The organism is Geodermatophilus sp. SYSU D01176 (assembly GCF_054050015.1).
Genome location: NZ_JBJGYN010000034.1, coordinates 19,038 through 34,259, shown reverse-complemented (window position 1 = coordinate 34,259; position 15,222 = coordinate 19,038). Strand labels below are relative to the sequence as shown.

Below are 15,222 nucleotides of genomic sequence, written 5' to 3'. Positions count from 1 at the left end.
GACGGGCAGGCGGGCGGGCGACCCCGGGGCGGTCAGGCCGGCTCGACGCCGAACGTCAGCGCCAGCCGCTCGATCTTGCGGGCCCGGCCGAGCCGCGGCTTGTCGCTGCCGTCGCGGATGACCCGCCCGCGGGCCTCGAAGTCGGCCAGGAAGTCCCGCGCCCACGCCACGTCGGACGGCGTGGGGCTGATGACCTCGTTGATCACGGGCGTCTGCTCCGGGTCCAGGCACAGCTTGCCGGTGAGCCCGAGGGAGACGGTGACGGCGGTCTGCTCGCGCAGCACCGGGTGGCTGCTGCTCACCGTCGGGCCGTCGATGGGCCCCGGGAGCCCGCCGATCCGGCTGGCCAGGACCAGCCGCGAGCGCGGGTAGGCCATGGCCAGGTCGTCGGCGCTCGTACCGGTGTCGCGGCGGTAGTCGCCGCTGCCGAAGGCCAGCCGGAAGGCGCCGCGGGCGCGGGCGATGGAGACCGCCTCCTCGATGCCCAGCGCCGACTCGACCAGCGCCAGGACCGGGGTCGACCCGCCGAGCCGGTCGGCGGTCTCGGTGACCTGATCCGCGGCCTCGGTCTTGGCGAGCATGACGCCGAGCAGGCCGGGCACCCCGGCCAGCTTCGCGACGTCGTCGTCCCAGAACTGCGTCGAGCGGTCGTTGATCCGGACCCAGGCCGGCCGGTCCCCCGACGAGAGCCACTCGATGACGCCGGCGCGGGCCTCGTCCTTGTGCGCGGGGTCCACCGCGTCCTCGATGTCCAGCACGATCTGGTCGGCCCGGGAGTCGGCGGCCCGGTCGAACAGCTCGGTGCGGGCGCCGTTGACCAGCAGCCAGGAGCGGGCGTCCTCGGGACCGACCTTGCGTTGTCTCACCACGCCCCCATCCTCGTACGGGGGTCGCGGCCGCCTGCGACCGGGCAGTGCCGCAGCGTCAGGTGCCGGCCCGGATCTGCTCGATGATGGCCGTCGTCGACACCGAGGGGGTGCGGGCCAGGTAGACGACGCGGCAGGTGTCGGAGAACTCGTCGAACCGGCCCGCCCAGTCGTCCCCCATGACCAGCACGTCCGCGCGGTGCTCGACCAGGTAGTCCCGCTTCGCCTCGAGGCTCCGCTCCACGAACACGCCGTCGACACAGCGCAGGGCGGCCACGATGGCCATCCGGTCGTCGAGCCGGTAGACCGGCGCACGGCCCTTCTTGGCGAGGTTCAGCTCGTCGGAGCTGACCCCCACGACGAGCTCGTCGCCCAGGGCGGCCGCCCGCTCCAGCAGGCGCAGGTGCCCGGCGTGGAAGACGTCGAACGTGCCGAACGTGACCACGCGGGTGGAGGGTGCGGACCCGGCCCTCACAGCGTGTCCGGGCGGAGACGGCCGAGCACGGCCGGGTTGATCTCCCGGTCGTGCAGCGGCAGGACCAGTTCGGTGACGAGGTCGACGAGCTCGGCGACGCGGAGGTTCAGCCGCCGCGCCTCCTCCAACCCGTCCCGCAGCCCGTCGTTGGTCTCCTCGGCCGCCGCGAGCCGCGCGTCGCCGGCCTCGGCCCGGGAGCGGAGTCCGGCGGCGTCCTCGCGGACCTCGGCCAGGCCGGCGGAGAGCGCCTCGACCTGCCCGCGCAGGGTCGCGATCTCCGCGCGCAGGCTCACGGTCTCGGCGCTGAGCGCCTCGACCTGCCCCCGCAGCTCGAGGGCAGCCGGAGCGACCGCGCGGCGCACCGGGTGGGCCAGGCGCTGGACCAGCGCCCGGCCGCGGGGTGGATCTCCCTGTTCGGTCATCGTGCCCTCCGTCGGAACGTCATGCGGGTCAGCTCCACGAGCTGCTCGTCGGGAGCGCCGATCCACGTCATGGGCTCGGTCCGGCGGCTCGCCTCGGCCAGGACCAGACCGGCCGCGCCGGCCTCACCGACCAACTGGTCCACGGTCAGCCTCAGGTGGGGCGGCACCCCCTCGTAGGCGGGATCGGCGACGTCGAAGTGCGCCGTGCCCCCGCGCCGCAGCAGCATCGCGCAGAGCCGGAACACGTTGGCCCTCGGGATGGGGTCCAGGGCGTTGAGCAGCCGACGGCCGAACACCGTCCACGGCCGGTCCTCCGCCGCGCAGCGGGCACCGAGCCGGACCGCGGCCCGGAGGTCGAGCAGGTTGACCGACTCGAACTCCGGCCGGCCCCCGGCTCCGGCGTCCCGGGACCGCGCCACCTCCAGGGCGGGCCGCGAGAAGTCGACGGCGCGGACGTGCCGCCCGCGCCCGGCCAGCGCCCAGGCATCGACCCCGACCCCGCAGCCCAGCTCGAGGATCGCGTGGTCGGCGGGCGCCTGCCGGTCGACCTCCTCGGCGAAGCCGCTCGGCCGGTCCTCCGCCGGCAGCAGCGGGCCGGTGGCCATGAGGACGAGGTCCTCCCACGTCTCGCGCTCGGCGTGGTAGTCGCCGAACCAGTGCGCGAACCGGTCGGTCGTGCTCCGCGGCAGGGCGAAGGTGAACGCCGGGTCCGGGACCCGCCACCCCGGCCCGAAGAGCTCCCGGAGCATCACCTCCGGCTCCCGGGGGGCCGGCTCCTCCCGTCCCTCCACCACCACGGTGGTCGGGGGCAGGACGGCGGACGGCGGCACCTGCGCGCGGATCGCGAAGTGCTGGTACCACCAGCCCTCGAGGTGGAAGCCGGCGAAGACGTCGACGTAGTGGTCCGGCACGCCCTCGTGCCCGTAGTGCACCTGCACGTGCGCGGCCGTCAGCCGGATGGCCTCGTGCCCCCGTTCCCGGAGCAGCCGGCCGAGCTCGAACTGCTCGAGAGCGACGTCGGCCGGGTGCGACCGGGAGCTCAGGTACGCCAGGTCGGCGTCGTCGTCGTGCGGGATCAGCGCTCCACCGTCGCGGAGCGGCCCCAGCAGCGTGCCGCCGGTCACGAACACCACCGGCCCCAGGCGCTCGACGAGCTGGTCCCGGATCTCGTCCATGTGGTCGAGCATCCGGTCGACCATGCCCGGCGGGGCGTCGGCGAGCGTGTGCCCGAGCCGCTGCCACTTGTTGACCACCAGGGGCCGCCCGTGGACGTCGGTCAGGTCGGGCCGGGCCGACGGGTCGCCGAGGACGGCGACGGCGCCGGCGGTCTCACCCGTGTCCACGAGCCGCAGGTCCACGCGGAAGCGGCCGACGAGCCGGTCACGGAGCACCGCGGGCCACGGCGCGAACCGGAGGTCCGCCCCCTCCCGGTCCGTGGGGAGCAGCTCGGCGGGGGCGGCCTCCGCGGGCTCCCGGAACGACCAGATCCGGCGTCCGTCCACCAGCACGTCGATCGAGCGCCCCCCCGGCTCGTCGACCGCGAACAGCACGCCGTGCTCCGACGGCTGCACGGAACGGATCGGACACATGTGCCGACGCTAACAGCGGCCTCCCGGTCCTCCGGGCGGTGCTCAGGAGTGCCCGTGCCCGCCCCGGTGGTGGGCGTGCACGACGGCGTGACCCCTGCCGCGGCTGATCAGCCAGCGGTTGACCGGCAGGGTGACGACGAAGGCGACGGCGAGCGCGAACGCGAGCGCACCCCAGAACAGCCAGCTGTCCAGGTGGGCCTCCATCGCGCCGGGCACCAGCAGCAGGACGGCGTTGTCGACGATCTCCATGACGGTGATGGAGACGGTGTCGGCGGCCAGCGCGACCGGGATCGCGGCGCGCAGCGAGAGCCCGGAACGCAGAACCGGGCCGATGGTGAACGAGTACCCGAAGACGAACGCCAGGGCGACCGCGAGCACGATGGTCGACACGTCCGACCAGCCCAGCGCGGTGCCGATGACCATGCCGAGGACCTCGCCGATCGCGCAGCCGGTGAGGCAGTGCAGCGTGGCGGACACCGCCAGCCGGGTCAGGGCCGTGCCGGTGGGGCGCTCGGTGTACGTGGAGTGGTCCATTCCTGCTCCTCGGTCGGTGTGCCCGGTCCGTCTGCGAGCGGGCCGGACGGCGGATCAGCGGGTGGCGCCGGCGGGTGCGCCGCCGACCGCGGTGGTCGAGCGGGCAGCGGCGCCCTCGTCGGTCGGGTCGGGGGTCAGCGGGCGGAAGCGGCGCAGCCGCAGGCTGTTGGAGACGACGAACACCGAGGAGAACGCCATCGCCGCGCCGGCCAGCATCGGGTTGAGCAGCCCGGCCGCGGCCAGCGGCAGCGCGGCGATGTTGTAGGCGAAGGCCCAGAACAGGTTGCCCTTGATGGTGCCCAGCGTCCTGCGGGACAGCCGGATGGCGTCGGCGGCGGCCCGCAGGTCCCCGCGGACCAGGGTGAGGTCGCCGGCCTCGATCGCGACGTCGGTGCCGGTGCCCATCGCCAGGCCCAGGTCGGCCTGGGCGAGCGCGGCGGCGTCGTTGACGCCGTCGCCGACCATCGCCACGACCCGGCCCTGGTCCTGCAGCCGCGTGACGACGGCGGCCTTGTCGGCGGGCAGCACCTCGGCGATCACCTCGTCGATGCCGACAGCAGTGGCGACCGAGCGCGCGACGGTGGCGTTGTCGCCGGTCAGCAGCACCGGGGTCAGGCCCAGGCTCCGCAGCTGGCCGATGGCCTCGGCGGAGGTGTCCTTGACCGCGTCGGCGACCACCAGGACGCCGCGGGCGGCGCCGTCCCAGCCCACCGCGACCGCGGTCCTGCCCTCGGCCTCGGCCACGGCCTTCGCCTGCTCCAGGTCGGCGCTCAGGCGCACCGACCACTCCTCGAGGAGCCGGGTGCGGCCGACCAGCACCGCGTGCCCGTCGACGACGCCCTGCACGCCCAGGCCCTCGACGTTGGTGAAGCCCTCCACCGGCGGCAGGGTGCCGACCCGTTCCGTGGCGCCCTTGGCGATGGCGGCAGCGATGGGGTGCTCGGAGGCGTCCTCCAGGGCGCCGGCCAGCCGCAGCACCTGCTCGCGGTCCTCGCCGGGGGCGACGACGACGTCGAGCAGGGTCATCCGGCCGGTGGTCACGGTGCCGGTCTTGTCCAGGACGACGGTGTCCACCCGGCGGGTGTTCTCCAGCACCTCGGGGCCCTTGATCAGGATGCCGAGCTGGGCGCCGCGGCCGGTGCCGACCATCAGCGCGGTCGGGGTGGCCAGCCCCAGGGCGCAGGGGCAGGCGATGATCAGGACGGCGACCGCGGCTGTGAAGGCGGCGGCCAGCCCGCCGCCGGTGCCCAGCCAGAAGCCGAGGGTGCCCACGGCCAGGGCGATGACGACCGGCACGAAGATGCCCGAGACGCGGTCGGCGAGGCGCTGCACCGCGGCCTTGCCGTTCTGCGCGTCCTCGACCAGCCGGGCCATCTGGGCCAGCTGGGTGTCCGCGCCGATCCGGGTGGCCCGCACCACCAGCCGACCGCCGGCGTTGACGGTGGCACCCACCACGGTGTCGCCGGGGCCGACCTCGACCGGCACGGACTCGCCGGTGAGCATCGAGGCGTCCACCGCCGAGGAGCCCTCGGCGATCACCCCGTCGGTGGCGATCTTCTCGCCGGGCCGGACGACGAACAGGTCGCCGACGGCCAGCTGGTCGGTCGGGATGCGCTGCTCGCGCCCGCCGCGCAGCACCGAGACCTCCTTGGCGCCCAGCTCGAGCAGGGCACGCAGCGCGGCGCCGGCGCGGCGCTTGGAGCGGGCCTCGACGTAGCGCCCGGCCAGGATGAACGTGGTGACCCCGGCGGCGGCCTCGAGGTAGATGTTCCCCGACCCGTCGGTGCGGGCGATGGTCAGCTCGAACGGGTGGGTCATGCCCGGCTCGCCGGCGGTGCCCCAGAAGAGCGCGTACAGCGACCAGGCCAGCGCCGCGAGGGTGCCCATCGAGACGAGCGTGTCCATCGTGGCCGCGCCGTGGCGCAGGTTGGTCCACGCGGCCCTGTGGAACGGCCAGGCGCCCCAGACGACGACCGGCGCGGCCAGGGTCAGCGACAGCCACTGCCAGGAGGTGAACTGCAGCGCCGGGATCATCGCCATCGCGATGACCGGGACGGTGAGGACGGCCGAGATCAGCAACCGCTGCCGCAGCGGCCGGGTCGCGTCGTCGTCGGCCGGCTCGGCAGGGCGGGGCGGCCGCGGCTCGGGTAGCCGGGCGGTGTAGCCGGTCTGCTCCACCGTCGCGACGAGGTCGGCGGGGGTGACGTCACCGGTGAAGCTGACCTTCGCCTTCTCGGTGGCGTAGTTGACCGTGGCGGTGACCCCGTCGAGCTTGTTCAGCTTCTTCTCGATGCGCGCGGCGCACGAGGCGCAGGTCATCCCGCCGATCGCCAGCTCGACCTGGCCTCCGCCGGCTGCGGCCGGTGGGGTTGTGCGCTCGATCGCGGAGCTCATCGTCTTCTTCCTTCGGGACTGCTGGGGTTGGGATCGGACGTGCGTCGCCTCAGCCGTGGCCGTGGCCGTCGTCGATGTGGCCGCTGCCACCGTCAGTCGGGCCCGGAGTCGCCGTGGTGCCGCCGGCGCTGGTGGCCGCCGGGGCGGTGTCGCCGGCGCGGACGGTGAACTCGGCGGTGCGCACGACGTCGCCGTGCCGGAAGTCCAGGAACAGCCGGTAGTCCCCGGCCGAGGGGGCGGTGGCGGAGAAGGTGACGTCCGGCCCGGGCGCGGTGGTGCCGTCGCCGGGCTCACCGGCCGGGTGCACGTGCAGGTACGCCAGGTCCCCGTCGCGCAGCGCGACCAGGTGCCCGTAGGCGGCCAGGTAGGGCTGCAGGTCGGTGACCGGCTGCCCGTCCCGGGCGACCGACAGGGTCAGCCGGGACTCCTGGCCGGGCACCAGCTCGCCGTCGAGGGTGACGGTGTAGCCGTCGACCTCGGTCGAGGTCGAGGGCTCGGGCAGCGGCTGGGGCGCGTGGTCGCCGGCGACGGCGACGTCGGCACCCAGCACGAGTGCGGCGTCCGGACCGGCCGGGTCGAAGTCGCCGAACAGCCGCCACGTCCCGGCGGTCAGGTGCAGCGGGACCGACCAGGTGCCGTCGGCGGCCAGGTCGGGGTGCACGTGCTGGTAGCCGCTCAGGTCCCGGCGGACCGCGATCAGGTGCAGGTCCTCGTCGTGGGCGGTGTCGTAGGCGGTGACCGGGCGCCCGTCGGGGCCGAGGACCCGGAAGGACACCGGGGTGGCCGCGCCGGCCGGCAACTGGCGGGCGACGTCGAGGGTGTAGCCGTCCTGGGAGACCTGCAGCCCGCCGGGCAGGTGGGCGCCGGGGACGGCGAAGGTCTGCGGTGCAGTGGTGTCCGTCGGGGACTCCAGGTGGGGTCCGGTGTCGTGCGTGGTCGCGGCCGGGCCGACGGGGCCGACCGCGGAACCGATGCCGGCGGCCGTGCCGAGGACGGCGACCAGCCCGAGGGCGTAGGCGCCGAGTCTGGCGGGGGTGTTCATCGCAGGTCCTCCGGTTCAGGAGCGGACGAGACGGGCGATCGCCTCGGATGCCTCGCGCACCTTCGCGTCGGCCTCGGGGCCGCCCTTCTGCGCGGCGTCGACCACGCATCCGGCCAGGTGCTCGTCGAGCAGGCCGAGGGAGAACGACTGCAGGGCGCGGGTCGCCGCCGACACCTGGGTCAGGATGTCGATGCAGTACGCGTCCTCCTCGACCATGCGCTGCAGTCCACGGATCTGGCCCTCGATGCGACGCAGCCGCGTGCGGTGCTCGTCCTTCGCGTGGGTGTAGCCGGCCATGTCGTCCTCCTCGTGCTGTGGGCGGGACGGAGCGCCGGTTCCGGCCGAGGTCGGCGCTCCGTCCGGACCGGGATCAGGCGGGCACGACCTCGTAACCGGCCTCGTCGACGGCGGCGGCGACCGCGTCGGCGGACACCGGCTGGTCGGCCTCGACGGTCACCCGGCCGGCGGCCACGTCGACCTGCACGCCGGTGACGCCCGGGATCTTCGAGACCTCCTCGGTCACCGCGCCGGCGCAGTGGCCGCAGGTCATGCCGCGAACGGCGTAGTCGGTGGTGCTCACGGCGTTCCCCTCTCCGAACCGGGGTGGATACCCCCTAGTGGTATGCGGTACAAGTTGTACCCCCGGGGGGTACATTCCGCAAGAGTGTGTGCCGCCGGTCACGTCCGCATCGGTGTCCGTCAGCGGTCCGAGCGCCGGGCCAGGACGCGGTGCTGCGCCGGCGGGCTCGTAGCCTCGACCGCGTGGGGACGGCGGCGCGGGGCTGGGCGGCGGCACTGCTGTTCGCCGCGGTCCTCCTCGGGCACGGGCTGCAGTGCGGCTCGGCAGCCGACGGCGTCGTGCACGGCGTCCACGGCGGGGACGCCGCGGCCCTGTCGGTCGCGCTCACGGCCATCGACGCACACCTGAGCGGATCCGCGGCGGATCACGGGGCGGACGTCTCAGCGACGGCTCCACCGGCCACCCACCACGACGCCGCGCCGGCCACCACCGCGGGCAGTGCACCGGGCCACTGGCACGGCCTGCCCGGCCACCTGTGGGCCGTCTGCCTGGCCGTGCTCGCAGCCGGCCTGGCGATCCTCCTCGCCCTCGCCGCCCTCCGACAGCCATGGCCCACCGCATCGCCGGTGCGGCTCCGCGGGCTGTTCTGGCCCACCCCGCCGCGGCCTCCGGACCTGTTCTCCCTCTGCGTCCTGCGCACGTAGGTCCACTGCTCGACCGTCCCGTCCCAGCACAGCTGCCGCGGCGGCGGTCCACGCACGCCTGCACCCAGCGACGACCACAGGAGATCACCCCGATGACCCGCACCACCGCACGCCGTCCCGGCCTGACCGGCGCCCTGCTCGCCGGCACGCTCGCCCTCGCCGGCTGCTCCGGCGACTCCGGCCACGAGGGGATGTCGGGCATGTCCGGCAGCTCGTCGGCCAGCGCCTCCGCGAGCGCGTCCGACGACACCGCGGCCCGGTTCAACGACGCCGACGTCGCCTTCGCCCAGGGCATGCTCCCCCACCACGAGCAGGCCGTGGAGATGGCCCGGCTGGCCGTCGACCGGGCCGCCGACCCCCGCGTGGCAGACCTCGCCGCCCGCATCGAGGCCGCCCAGGCCCCCGAGATCGAGACGCTGTCCGGGTGGCTCGAGGCCTGGGGCGCCGAGGCCACCGGTCCCGTCGGCACGGCCCACGGGAGCACGGACCACGGCGACATGGGCGGGACGATGTCCGCCGAGGAGATGACGGCCCTTGCCGACGCGTCAGGCGCCGAGTTCGACCGGGCGTTCCTCGAGATGATGACCGCCCACCACGACGGGGCGGTGCAGATGGCCGAGACCGAGATCGCCGAGGGCGAGAACCCCGACGCGATCGCGATGGCCGAGGAGATCCGCGACACGCAGCAGGCCGAGATCGCCGAGATGCGACAGCTGCTCGCCGAGCTCGGCGGCTGAGTCCGACCCGCGGCGGGGCGGGCCAGACCCGGCCCCGCCCCGCCGTGGGGCGTCCGCCGCTCAACTCGCGCAGCCCGGAGGACCCGCATGCCCCTGACCCGTTCCACCACCCCCTCCGCCCGCGCGCTCGCCGTGGGCGCCGTCGCGACGGTCCTCGGCACGCTGCTGGCCGGCTGCTCGGGCGCCGGGCCGGCACCGGCGGCCGACCCGCCGGCGTCCGCCACGTCACCGCTGGAGCTCACCCACGTGCACGGCGCGGCATTCGACCCCGAGGACGGCTCCCTGCGGCTGGCCACCCACCACGGCCTGGTCGAGGTCGCCGGCGGTGCGCCCACCCCGGTGGGCCCGGTGATCGACCTCATGGGCTTCACCGTCGCCGGCCCCGGTCACTACCTGGCGTCCGGCCATCCGGGCCCGCACGTCGACCTCCCCCAGCCGGTCGGGCTGATCGAGAGCACCGACGGCGGACACACCTGGACGCCGGTGTCCCGGCAGGGGCAGTCGGACTTCCACGCCCTGACCGTCAGCGCCGCCGGGGTCCTCGGCTACGACGGGACGCTGGTGGCCAGCACCGACGGCCGGGCCTGGCAGCAGCTGCAGATCCCGGCCGAACCGCACACGCTGGCCGCCACCCCGGACGGCGGCCCGGTGCTGGCCACCACCGCACAGGGCCTGCTGCGGTCGACCGACGGCGGGACCTCCTGGACCGCGGTCGACGGTCCGCCGCCGCTGCAGGTGGCCGCCTGGGCCGACAGCACCACCGCGGTCGGCGTCGACCCGGGGGGCACCCTGTGGACCAGCACCGATGCCGCCACCACGTGGCAGGAGGGGCCGGAGCTGGGGTCACCACCGGAGGCGGTGGCGGCGACCACGGTCGAGGGCAGGTTGCGGATCGCCGTGGTGACCGCTGCAGGCGTCCTCGAGACCCGGGACGGCGGGCGGACGTTCACCGACGTGCTGAGCGGCTGATCCGTCCTGACGCCGCAGCCCGGCGTCAGGCGAGCGGACGCAGCCCGTCCAGGATGACGTCGACCAGCCGCTCCCGCGCAGCCGCACCGCGGAGGCCGGCCGCGGCTGAGGAGGCGGCCAGGACATAGCCGACGAGCTCGTCGGCGGGCACGTCGCCGCGCACGCAGCCGGCGCGGACACCCTCCGCCAACAGGTCGCCGATGAAGGCGCGCAGGTGCGCATGGGCCCGCCCCACGTGCTCCCCGCCGTGCAGCGACACCGCGAGGGGTGAGCCGTCGTGCCGACCGGTGGACGTGGCGTAGGCGCGCAGCACGGCCGCCAGGCGGGCCCGGACATCGCGGTGGGCGCCGTCGGCGGCCGCCACCAGCTGCTCGAGGTGGCGTCCGACCTGCCGCTCGTGCCATGCGCGCAGCACCGCGTCGAGGTCGGCGAAGTACTTGTACAGCGTGGCGCGGCCGATGCCGGCGCGCTCGGCGATCTGGGACATCGCCACCCCGGCCAGACCGTGCTCGGCGACCAGTTCGGCAGTCGCATCGAGGACGGCGTCGCGGACCGCGTGCCGGTGATCGGCGATCGTCTCCGTCCACAGCCTGGGCACGTGGCCAGCATACGAGCGGGACGCACCGCACATGGTGTAGACAGGTTGTCTCGATCCGATGCCGGTGTGCACTGGCGCCACCAGGGGAGCAGGCATGACCGATCCGTCCACCGGCCCGACGCCGGGAGCCGAGCGGTCGGGCGGGACACCGCGCTGGGTGAAGGTCCTCGGCGCCCTCGTGCTGCTCCTGGTCCTGCTGGTCGCGGTGCTGCACGCCACCGGCAACGGTGTGGGCGGCCCGGGCGACCACCTCGGCCTGACCGCGGGCGCCGGCGCCTCCAGCAACGACGGACCGGCCGCGGCGCCGCGGTGAACGCCGCGCTCATGCCGGCAGCCCTCCGTCGGTGGTCACTGACGGTGCACGTGGTCACCTCGGTGGGCTGGCTCGGCGCGGTGGCGGCGTTCCTCGCCCTGGCCGCCGCCGGCCTGACCGGGCGGGACGCGGCGACGGTGCGCGGCGCCCACGTCGGCGCCGAGATCCTCACGGAGGCGGTGATCGTGCCGCTGGCGCTGGCCTCGCTGGTCACGGGCGTGCTGCAGTCGCTGGGCACCCCCTGGGGCCTGCTGCGCCACTGGTGGGTGGCGGTCAAGCTGGCGCTCACGGTCGCGTCCACCGCCCTCCTGCTGCTGCACACCCAGCCGATCGGCCACCTCGGCGAGCTCGCGGCCAGCGGTGCGGCCTTCGGCGCCGATGCCCGCCACATGCAGGTGCAGCTGCTGGTCGACGCGGCCGCCGCACTGCTCGCGCTCATCGGCGCCACCGCGCTCGCCGTGGTGAAGCCGCGGGGGCTCACCCCCCTCGGTCGCCGGCGCGCCTGACCGTCGGGGAGCTCGGTCAGGCGGTGCGGGGCGCGTACATGATCACGGCCACCCGACCAGGCAGATGAGCGCCCCGACGACGTCGTAGCGGTCCGGCCGGAAGCCGTCGGCGATGACGCCCCACGCCAGCGAGCCGGTGACGAAGACCCCGCCGTAGGCGGCCAGGACCCGCCCGAAGTGGGCGTCGGGCTGCAGCGTGGCGACGAAGCCGTAGACGCCGAGGGCAGCCACTCCGGCACCCATCCACATCCAGCCGCGGTGCTCCCGCACGCCCTGCCAGACCAGCCACGCACCGCCGATCTCGGCCAGCGCGGCGAGGGCGAACAGCAGCAGGGACCGGGCGACCGTCATGGCCGCGATGCTGTCAGGCCCTCTGCCGCGGCCGGGTCCGGTCAGGTGGTGGTGCTGCGCCCGCGGAACTGGCGGCGGCGGTCGTCGTCGTCCGGGCGGACGACCCCTCCAGGCGCCGGTCCGGGTGCCCGAGCCGCGGACGTGCCCCACGACGCCGTAGCCCTCCCGACGAGGGCGGCGACCTCCATCCGGACGTCGGGGGGTGCGGCCCGGAACGGCGCCACCCAGTCCTTCGCCGCATGCGCGATCCCGGGGGCGTACAGCTCGTCGACCGCGTCGAGGGGGCGACCGTTGATGACCTCGGCGACCGCGCGGACCACCAGCGCCTCGTTCGCCGCCACGGCCGCCGGTGGCGCGGTCACGACCGGGCCGCCACGTCCGGCTCGTGGGCGGGTACGCGTGGACGACGGCGCTGCGGAGCTTCGGGATCGAGTGGGTGAGCCGGTGCTCGGCGTCGTGGGCGAGCCGGTGGGCGTCGGCCACGCTGACGTGGCCGTCGATGTCGAGGTCGGCCTCGGCGTGCAGCGAGTGGCCGATCCAGCGCATCCGCACGCCGCGCACCGCGGTCACGCCGGGGGTGACGAGCAGCGCCAGCTCCGCCCGGTCGACCAACTCGGGATCGACGGCGTCCATGAGCCGGCGGTAGACGTCACGGACGGCGGTGCGCAGCACGGCCAGGATGGCGACGGTGATGAGCAGTCCCACGACGGGGTCGGCGAGCGGGAACCCCGCGGCGACGCCGCCCGCGCCGGCGAGCACGGCCAGGGAGGTGAAGCCGTCGGTGCGGGCGTGCAGTCCGTCGGCGACCAGCGCGGCCGATCCGATGCTGCGCCCGACCCGGATCCGGTGGACCGCGACCAGTTCGTTGCCGAGGAAGCCGATCAGTCCGGCTGCGGCGACCCAGCCCAGGTGCTCGACCGGCGCCGGCTGACCCAGGCGGCGGATCGCCTCGACGGCGGCCAGGACCGCGGACACGGCGATCATCGCCACGACGACGAGGCCCGCGAGGTCCTCGGCGCGGCCGTAGCCGTAGGTGTAGCGCCGGGTGGCGGCCCGTCGTCCGACGACGAAGGCGATCCACAGCGGCACCGCGGTCAGCGCGTCGGAGGCGTTGTGGACCGTGTCGGCCAGCAGGGCCACCGAGCCGCTGGCGGCCACGACGAGCGCCTGCAGGACCGACGTCACCCCCAGCGCGACGAGGCTCGTCTTCACCGCGCGGATGCCCCGGACCGAGGACTCCAGCTCCGCGTCGACCGAGGCGGTCGCGTCGTGGCTGTGGGGGCGGACGAGGCCGGTCACCCAGCCGCGCACGCCTCGGGGGTGGTCGTGGTGGTGCGGATGGCGGTGGTCGTGGCCGGCGTGGGCGTGCCGCGAGCCCATCTCATGCCCTCTCGGCACCGCTGTGCAGCTGCACCAGGTCGGAGTCGGCGAGGTGGTGCCCCGGCACACCCGGGCTGGTGTGCTCGGCGTTGTGGATGGCATCGGTCACCAGCTGGGCCACGTGCTCGTTGTCCAGCCGGTAGAACACCTGGGCGCCCTCCCGCCGGGTCTGCACCATGCGGGTCATGCGGAGCTTGGCCAGGTGTTGGGACACCGACGCGGGCGGCTTCCCGACCTGGGCCGCCAACTCGTTGACCGACAGCTCCCGGCCGATCAGCGCCCAGAGGATCCGGACCCTGGTGCCGTCGGCGAGCATCCGGAACCCCTCGACGACCAGGTCGACCTGGTCGTCCGGCAGGGGTCGTCGGCACACCTGGTCATCTGCGCGCATGCGCAGACAGTAGAGCGAGGAGCGTACTGGGCGACACTGCCAGGAGTTCCCCTGGCCGCCGACGTCCTCGCGGGTGGGCTCAGGGCCGCTCTGGCGCGGGGGCGGTCGCGTCGGCGGTGGCCGCCCAGCTGGCCAGCAGCTTGAGGCCGTCCTCGGACGCTGACCCGGGTTCGGCGGTGTAGACGGTCAGGCGGAGGTCCGAGCGATCCTCGGTGGGCAGGTCGAGGGTGCAGTAGCTGAGGTCGAGAGTGCCGACGACGGGGTGGTGGAACTGCTTGGCGCCGTTGTGGTGGATACGCACGTCATGGGCGGCCCAGCGGGTCCGGAACTCCTCGCTGACCGTCGAGAGCTCCCCGACGAGTTCACGCAGCTGCGTGTCGTGCGGACGGCGGCCGGCCTCGGCGCGGAGCAGGGCGACGGTGGTGTTGGCCGCGCCCTCCCAGTCCTGGTAGTAGTCGTGCGCCTGCGGGTCGAGGAACTGGAACCGGGCGAAGTTCGCCGGCCGCCGCGGGCTGTCGAACACCGGTGAGTGCAGTGCCCACCCCAGGGTGTTGGTCGCGAGGATGTCCAGGCGGCCGTTGGCGACGAACGCGGCCGACCCCGTCATCGAGTCCAGCATCCACTGCACCCGCGGTTGGATCCGGGCCTTGCTGCGGCGCTGCGGCGCGCGGGTCGGCTTGGCGGCGGCGCGAGCCAGGTCGAACAGGTAGGTCCGCTCGGCCTCGTCCAGCTGCAGCGCCCGCGAGACGGCGTCGAGGACGCCGTCGGAGATGCCGGCGATGTGCCCCTTCTCCAGCCGGGTGTACCAGTCGGTGCTCACGCCCGCGAGGACGGCGACCTCCTCGCGGCGCAGCCCGGGGACCCGCCGCCGGCCACCGCCGGGGAGCAGCCCGGCCTGCTCCGGGGTGATCCTGGCCCGGCGACTGGCGAGGAAGTCGCGGATGTCGGAGCGGTTGTCCACCGCATCGACGGTACGGCGACCCGCCGGTCCAGGGAGGTCGTGCTTCCACCCCCCACAAACCCGACCCCCCGCGCGTGCGTCCGGCGCGGTTCGGTGGGGTGGACAACTCAACCGCCTCCGAAGGAGCACCGTCTTGCGAGCAGCAGTCCTGCACGCCCCCGGCGACGTCCGCGTCGAGGACCGCCCCGACCCGGCGATCGAGCAGCCCACCGATGCGGTCATCCGCCTGGCCGCCACCTGCGTGTGCGGCTCGGACCTGTGGCCCTACCGCGGCGTCGAGGCCGTCAACGGGCCGTCGCCGATGGGTCACGAGTACGTCGGCGTCGTCGAGGAGGTCGGCAGCGCGGTCAGCACGATCGCGCCCGGCCAGTTCGTCGTCGGCTCCTTCTTCGCCTCCGACAACACCTGCGAGATCTGCCGGGCCGGGTACCAGACCCACTGCGTCGACCGGCAGCCCGGCGCCCCCACCG

At 74.8% G+C, this 15,222-nt stretch carries 18 protein-coding genes and 1 pseudogene; 6 read left to right on the top strand and 13 right to left on the bottom strand.

What is annotated here, in order from left to right; genetic code table 11:
* Window positions 1–32: 32 nt before the first annotated feature.
* The 9 genes from ACI78Z_RS17265 to ACI78Z_RS17225 form a co-directional block, all read right to left on the bottom strand.
* Window positions 33–866, bottom strand: a complete 834-nt coding sequence (locus ACI78Z_RS17265; protein ID WP_457037773.1) for an HpcH/HpaI aldolase/citrate lyase family protein — start codon at window positions 864–866, stop codon at window positions 33–35.
* 58 nt (window positions 867–924) lie between these two features.
* On the bottom strand, window positions 925–1,311 hold the full coding sequence (locus ACI78Z_RS17260; RefSeq protein WP_457037772.1) for an adenylyltransferase/cytidyltransferase family protein: 387 nt from the start codon (window positions 1,309–1,311) through the stop codon (window positions 925–927).
* Between the two features lie 26 nt (window positions 1,312–1,337).
* The gene (locus ACI78Z_RS17255; protein ID WP_457037771.1) at window positions 1,338–1,763 is read right to left on the bottom strand and encodes a DUF6752 domain-containing protein; all 426 of its coding nucleotides are present in this window, start codon (window positions 1,761–1,763) and stop codon (window positions 1,338–1,340) included.
* Window positions 1,760–3,352 carry a methyltransferase domain-containing protein gene (locus tag ACI78Z_RS17250; RefSeq protein WP_457037770.1) on the bottom strand — a complete coding sequence of 531 codons (1,593 nt, stop codon included), beginning with the start codon at window positions 3,350–3,352 and terminating at the stop codon, window positions 1,760–1,762. Before ACI78Z_RS17250 ends, ACI78Z_RS17255 begins: the two co-directional genes overlap by 4 nt.
* Before the next feature lie 42 nt (window positions 3,353–3,394).
* The gene (locus ACI78Z_RS17245; RefSeq protein ID WP_457037769.1) at window positions 3,395–3,886 is read right to left on the bottom strand and encodes a DUF4396 domain-containing protein; all 492 of its coding nucleotides are present in this window, start codon (window positions 3,884–3,886) and stop codon (window positions 3,395–3,397) included.
* Window positions 3,887–3,940: 54 nt separating this feature from the next.
* Complete coding sequence (locus ACI78Z_RS17240; RefSeq protein WP_457037768.1) at window positions 3,941–6,280, bottom strand: heavy metal translocating P-type ATPase; 2,340 nt, start codon at window positions 6,278–6,280, stop codon at window positions 3,941–3,943.
* A gap of 49 nt (window positions 6,281–6,329) precedes the next feature.
* Window positions 6,330–7,322 (bottom strand): hypothetical protein, encoded by a 993-nt coding sequence (locus ACI78Z_RS17235; protein WP_457037767.1) that lies wholly within the window; start codon window positions 7,320–7,322, stop codon window positions 6,330–6,332.
* A 15-nt stretch (window positions 7,323–7,337) separates the two neighbouring features.
* Window positions 7,338–7,619 carry a metal-sensitive transcriptional regulator gene (locus ACI78Z_RS17230; protein WP_457037766.1) on the bottom strand — a complete coding sequence of 94 codons (282 nt, stop codon included), beginning with the start codon at window positions 7,617–7,619 and terminating at the stop codon, window positions 7,338–7,340.
* Window positions 7,620–7,692: 73 nt separating this feature from the next.
* Complete coding sequence (locus ACI78Z_RS17225) at window positions 7,693–7,902, bottom strand: heavy-metal-associated domain-containing protein (protein WP_457037765.1); 210 nt, start codon at window positions 7,900–7,902, stop codon at window positions 7,693–7,695.
* 182 nt (window positions 7,903–8,084) lie between these two features.
* On the opposite strand from ACI78Z_RS17225, the gene ACI78Z_RS17220 reads away from it, so the two are divergent.
* From ACI78Z_RS17220 to ACI78Z_RS17210, 3 genes are all read left to right on the top strand, one after another.
* Window positions 8,085–8,546 (top strand): hypothetical protein, encoded by a 462-nt coding sequence (locus ACI78Z_RS17220; RefSeq protein WP_457037764.1) that lies wholly within the window; start codon window positions 8,085–8,087, stop codon window positions 8,544–8,546.
* A gap of 92 nt (window positions 8,547–8,638) precedes the next feature.
* Complete coding sequence (locus ACI78Z_RS17215; RefSeq protein WP_457037763.1) at window positions 8,639–9,283, top strand: DUF305 domain-containing protein; 645 nt, start codon at window positions 8,639–8,641, stop codon at window positions 9,281–9,283.
* Window positions 9,284–9,370: 87 nt separating this feature from the next.
* Window positions 9,371–10,252, top strand: a complete 882-nt coding sequence (locus ACI78Z_RS17210; RefSeq protein WP_457037762.1) for a F510_1955 family glycosylhydrolase — start codon at window positions 9,371–9,373, stop codon at window positions 10,250–10,252.
* 25 nt (window positions 10,253–10,277) lie between these two features.
* Here ACI78Z_RS17210 and ACI78Z_RS17205 read toward each other — a convergent pair whose 3' ends face one another.
* Window positions 10,278–10,850 carry a TetR/AcrR family transcriptional regulator gene (locus tag ACI78Z_RS17205; RefSeq protein WP_457037761.1) on the bottom strand — a complete coding sequence of 191 codons (573 nt, stop codon included), beginning with the start codon at window positions 10,848–10,850 and terminating at the stop codon, window positions 10,278–10,280.
* Window positions 10,851–10,944: 94 nt separating this feature from the next.
* On the opposite strand from ACI78Z_RS17205, the gene ACI78Z_RS17200 reads away from it, so the two are divergent.
* Both ACI78Z_RS17200 and ACI78Z_RS17195 read left to right on the top strand, forming a co-directional pair.
* A complete protein-coding gene (locus ACI78Z_RS17200; protein ID WP_457037760.1) occupies window positions 10,945–11,163 on the top strand; it encodes a hypothetical protein in 219 nt (72 codons plus the stop codon).
* Window positions 11,164–11,174: 11 nt separating this feature from the next.
* Window positions 11,175–11,669, top strand: a complete 495-nt coding sequence (locus ACI78Z_RS17195) for a hypothetical protein (protein WP_457037759.1) — start codon at window positions 11,175–11,177, stop codon at window positions 11,667–11,669.
* Between the two features lie 42 nt (window positions 11,670–11,711).
* On the opposite strand, the gene ACI78Z_RS17190 is transcribed toward ACI78Z_RS17195, so the two are convergent.
* The 3 genes from ACI78Z_RS17190 to ACI78Z_RS17180 all read right to left on the bottom strand — a co-directional run bounded on the left by ACI78Z_RS17190 (window position 11,712) and on the right by ACI78Z_RS17180 (window position 14,752).
* Window positions 11,712–13,331 (bottom strand): YnfA family protein, encoded by a 1,620-nt coding sequence (locus ACI78Z_RS17190; RefSeq protein WP_457037758.1) that lies wholly within the window; start codon window positions 13,329–13,331, stop codon window positions 11,712–11,714.
* 70 nt (window positions 13,332–13,401) lie between these two features.
* Entirely contained in the window at window positions 13,402–13,791 is a 390-nt protein-coding gene (locus tag ACI78Z_RS17185; protein ID WP_457037757.1) for an ArsR/SmtB family transcription factor, read from the bottom strand.
* A 79-nt stretch (window positions 13,792–13,870) separates the two neighbouring features.
* Complete coding sequence (locus tag ACI78Z_RS17180) at window positions 13,871–14,752, bottom strand: helix-turn-helix transcriptional regulator (protein WP_457037756.1); 882 nt, start codon at window positions 14,750–14,752, stop codon at window positions 13,871–13,873.
* Here ACI78Z_RS17180 and ACI78Z_RS17175 point away from each other — a divergent pair.
* Window positions 14,733–15,194, top strand: a pseudogene (locus ACI78Z_RS17175) (alcohol dehydrogenase catalytic domain-containing protein); the annotation flags it as partial. The gene ACI78Z_RS17180 and the pseudogene ACI78Z_RS17175 sit on opposite strands and share 20 nt — an antisense overlap.
* Window positions 15,195–15,222: the final 28 nt, after the last annotated feature.

Excerpts from the sequence above, each read along its gene's own strand:
- ACI78Z_RS17200 (WP_457037760.1), top strand. The coding sequence starts at position 10,945 with ATGACCGATCCGTCCACCGGCCCGACGCCGGGAGCCGAGCGGTCGGGC.
- ACI78Z_RS17230 (WP_457037766.1), bottom strand. The coding sequence starts at position 7,619 with ATGGCCGGCTACACCCACGCGAAGGACGAGCACCGCACGCGGCTGCGT.
- ACI78Z_RS17255 (WP_457037771.1), bottom strand. The coding sequence starts at position 1,763 with ATGACCGAACAGGGAGATCCACCCCGCGGCCGGGCGCTGGTCCAGCGC.
- ACI78Z_RS17215 (WP_457037763.1), top strand. The coding sequence starts at position 8,639 with ATGACCCGCACCACCGCACGCCGTCCCGGCCTGACCGGCGCCCTGCTC.
- ACI78Z_RS17235 (WP_457037767.1), bottom strand. The coding sequence starts at position 7,322 with ATGAACACCCCCGCCAGACTCGGCGCCTACGCCCTCGGGCTGGTCGCC.
- ACI78Z_RS17210 (WP_457037762.1), top strand. The coding sequence starts at position 9,371 with ATGCCCCTGACCCGTTCCACCACCCCCTCCGCCCGCGCGCTCGCCGTG.
- ACI78Z_RS17250 (WP_457037770.1), bottom strand. The coding sequence starts at position 3,352 with ATGTGTCCGATCCGTTCCGTGCAGCCGTCGGAGCACGGCGTGCTGTTC.
- ACI78Z_RS17245 (WP_457037769.1), bottom strand. The coding sequence starts at position 3,886 with ATGGACCACTCCACGTACACCGAGCGCCCCACCGGCACGGCCCTGACC.
- ACI78Z_RS17185 (WP_457037757.1), bottom strand. The coding sequence starts at position 13,791 with ATGCGCGCAGATGACCAGGTGTGCCGACGACCCCTGCCGGACGACCAG.
- ACI78Z_RS17240 (WP_457037768.1), bottom strand. The coding sequence starts at position 6,280 with ATGAGCTCCGCGATCGAGCGCACAACCCCACCGGCCGCAGCCGGCGGA.
- ACI78Z_RS17195 (WP_457037759.1), top strand. The coding sequence starts at position 11,175 with ATGCCGGCAGCCCTCCGTCGGTGGTCACTGACGGTGCACGTGGTCACC.